General features: G+C 44.6%; 4 protein-coding genes. 3 read left to right on the top strand and 1 reads right to left on the bottom strand.

The window, feature by feature from the left end:
• From VF500_RS31315 to VF500_RS31305, 3 genes are all read left to right on the top strand, one after another.
• On the top strand, positions 1–451 hold a 451-nt coding region (locus VF500_RS31315; RefSeq protein WP_330863419.1), incomplete at its 5' end, for a RagB/SusD family nutrient uptake outer membrane protein.
• A 116-nt stretch (positions 452–567) separates the two neighbouring features.
• The gene (locus VF500_RS31310) at positions 568–1,920 is read left to right on the top strand and encodes a glucoamylase family protein (RefSeq protein ID WP_330863418.1); all 1,353 of its coding nucleotides are present in this window, start codon (positions 568–570) and stop codon (positions 1,918–1,920) included.
• A 102-nt stretch (positions 1,921–2,022) separates the two neighbouring features.
• On the top strand, positions 2,023–2,820 hold the full coding sequence (locus VF500_RS31305) for a prolyl oligopeptidase family serine peptidase (protein ID WP_330863417.1): 798 nt from the start codon (positions 2,023–2,025) through the stop codon (positions 2,818–2,820).
• Between the two features lie 175 nt (positions 2,821–2,995).
• Here VF500_RS31305 and VF500_RS31300 read toward each other — a convergent pair.
• Positions 2,996–3,326, bottom strand: a 331-nt coding sequence (locus tag VF500_RS31300) for a hypothetical protein (RefSeq protein ID WP_330863416.1), incomplete at its 5' end; no start/stop codon positions are given.

Genomic DNA, 3,326 nt, shown 5'->3' with positions numbered 1-3,326 from the left:
AGGCGATAACCCTATGTACAATCAAAAATCATATGTGCCTTTCAGCCAGTATGTATCAGGTTTTAATGAAGGCTGCCAGCAAAATAAGATCGTTTTGCGCTACGCCGATGTATTGCTGATGAACGCTGAAGCTAATAATGAACTTGGTAGTTCTGCAGCTGCGCTAATTCCGTTAGAGCAGGTTCGTGCCCGCGCTCGTGCCGGTAATAATGCTATTTTACCCAAAGTTATTACTACAGACCAGGCTACATTACGCACTGCTATATACAACGAAAGAAGATTTGAGTTGGCTATGGAATTTGAACGTTATTTTGACGTGATCCGCCAGGGCAAGGGTACCGCGGTTTTCGGCTCACGCGGTTGGAAAGCAGGTAAAAATGAAGTTTGGCCTGTACCTCAAACAGAAATAGATTTGAGCGGTGGTGCTTTAACACAAAACCCCGGTTATTAATTAACCAATAAAATACACACAGTTGATTGATCATGAGGTTGCTTTGTTGAGTTTAACGGGCAACCTCTCTTTTTTAATGAAAACCCTGTTTTTCATATCAAAACGCAAATAGCTTTATGAAAAAACTATTTATTACCCCGGTATTTATGTTGGCCGCCATTTGCTGCTTTGCTCAAAAATCAGCGAAAAAAGCAGAAGATGGCATTAAACCCGTTGGCATTATCAAAAACCTTACAGATAGCGTCCTGCTTGACGTGGTGCAGCGCCAAACATTCCGCTATTTTTGGGATTTTGGACACCCGGTTAGTGGCCTGGCCCGCGAACGCAGCAATACTTCTTTTGACTACGGAAATGAGGTGGTAACTACCGGCGGTTCTGGTTTCGGCATTATGTCGCTTATTGTGGCCGACAGTCGCAAATGGGTTTCCCATGAGCAGGCGGTTGACCGTATGGTGAAGATCGTTAACTTTTTATACAAAGCCGATGCTTTTCACGGTGCTTTCCCGCATTGGTTAAATGGCGAAACCGGTAAAGTGATCCGCTTTGGCCGTAAGGACGATGGCGGTGATATCGTTGAATCTGCTTATTTATTCCAGGGTTTGCTTTGTGCGAGGCAGTATTTTAATGCCGATGATCCTAAAGAGCGTCGCATCCGTGATGTAATTAATTGGATGTGGGGCGAAATGGAGTGGAGCTGGTACACCCGCGATGGCCGCGACGCCTTGTACTGGCACTGGAGCCCGAACAATGGCTGGGCTATGAATTTTCCGATTCACGGCTTTAATGAGTGTTTGATAACTTACGTACTGGCGGCATCAGCACAACGTTACCCGGTTAGCGCCGATGTATATCACCGCGGCTGGGCACAAAGCGATTTCTTTAAAAACGGAAGAACTTTTTATGGATTCAAATTACCGCTTGGTTTTGATTATGGAGGTCCGCTGTTCTTTTCACAATACTCATTCCTTGGCCTTAACCCCAAAGGATTAAAGGACGACTATGCCGATTACTGGGAGCAAAACAAAAACCATACGCTGATCAATCATGCTTACTGTGTTGATAATCCTAAGAAATTTAAAGGCTATGGTGAAAATTGCTGGGGATTAACTGCCAGCGATAACTTTGAAGGATACAATGCCCATTCGCCAACTAACGACCTTGGGGTAATTTCACCAACGGCAGCATTATCGGCATTTCCTTATACACCGGAATATTCGATGAAGGCATTGCGCCATTTCTATTATGATCTGGGTGATAAGATCTGGGGTGAATATGGTTTTACCGATGCTTTCAGCGAATCGCATAACTGGTATGCCAACTCTTATTTAGCTATAGACCAGGGACCGATCATTGTGATGATTGAAAATTATCGTACCGGCCTATTATGGAAACTTTTTATGAGTTGTCCTGAAGTGCAGGGAGGCTTGAAAAAGCTTGGTTTTGAAAGCCCGGCAATCGCAAAAAATTAAATCGGCATAAAAAAATAAACAAAAGGCCGTTAAAGAGGTTAAATTTGTCTTGATGCAACAGCGATATTCACGCGGTTGTAAAACAGAGAAGCATTTTAACCCATGATCAAAATAATACGAATCACAGGAATGCTAAGCTTGCTCTTAGCATTCTCTTTTTTAGCCAGGGCCCAAAATTTGACCTCGTTTGACAGGGGCAGCTTTATCTTTAAAGTGGATACGCTGCCATACCGTATATTATTCCCAAAACATTTTAATCCGGGGCAAAAGTATCCTTTGTTATTTGTGCTGCACGGTTCAGGGGAACGCGGAAACAATAATGAATCGCAGCTGGCTTATGGCGCTCAAAGGCTATTGCAGGACAGTGTACGCGAAATTTATGAGGCCATTGTAGTTTTTCCGCAGTGCCCGGCAAAAAGCTACTGGAGCAATGTAAAGCAGCTGACCGATTCGGCAACAAATAAGCGCAAATTTATTTTCCAGGAAGATGCACCGCCAACCATGGCTATGATCATGCTGATGGGGCTTGTTGAACAGTTTTTAGATAAACCTTTTGTTGATAAGCACCGGGTTTACGTAGGTGGTTTAAGTATGGGCGGTATGGGCACATTTGAGATCATCGGTCGCGAGCCGAAGGTATTTGCGGCAGCTTTCGCCATTTGCGGTGGCGATAATACCCTGAATGCAAAAAAATACGCCAAAAAAGTTCCGCTCTGGATCTTCCATGGCAATAATGACCCCGTAGTACCAGCCGATCATTCGCAGGTAATGGTTGATGCCATTAAGGAAGCAGGAGGGCACCCAAGGTTTACCTTATATCCCGGAGTAGGGCATAACAGCTGGGATAATGCTTTTAATGAGCCTGATTTATTGCATTGGCTGTTTTCACATAGTAAGTAGGGGAGGTAATATAACCATGTCATTGCGAGGAGCGGTATAGGTTTGCGCGGAGGAGCGACGTGGCAATCTCGTCGCCTGAATAGTCAACTTGCATGGCGAACCGCATGGGCTACGAGATTGCCGCGCTACGCTCGCAATGACATAAGTTTTTAGTTTGATTGGAAAAGCTATTGACCTACTCTTCCCCTTCTGATTTCTTAGAAGGAGCCTTCGCATTAAAGCGCGGCTTAAAACCTAATTTGGGTGTAGGTGCTTCTGTAACCGGTGCCTGAGGCTCTTCAGTTGGTGTTTCTTCTTTTTTCTCTACTACCGGTTCGTCACTTTCAGCGGGTTTGGGCTTCATTGTGGCTGCATTAAATCGCGGCTTGAATCCAAGTTTTGGAGCGGGAACTTCAGTTGTCGGGTCTACCTCTTCAACTGTTGGTTGTGAAGTTTCGGCAGAGGGTTCTTCCTTTTTATTTTCAGTCGCTTCTGCTGATTCAACCGGTTTGGGTTTTACCATAGAC

Source organism: Mucilaginibacter sp. (genome assembly GCF_036383575.1).
Taxonomy (GTDB): domain Bacteria; phylum Bacteroidota; class Bacteroidia; order Sphingobacteriales; family Sphingobacteriaceae; genus Mucilaginibacter.
This window is presented reverse-complemented; position numbering and strand designations above follow the sequence as displayed.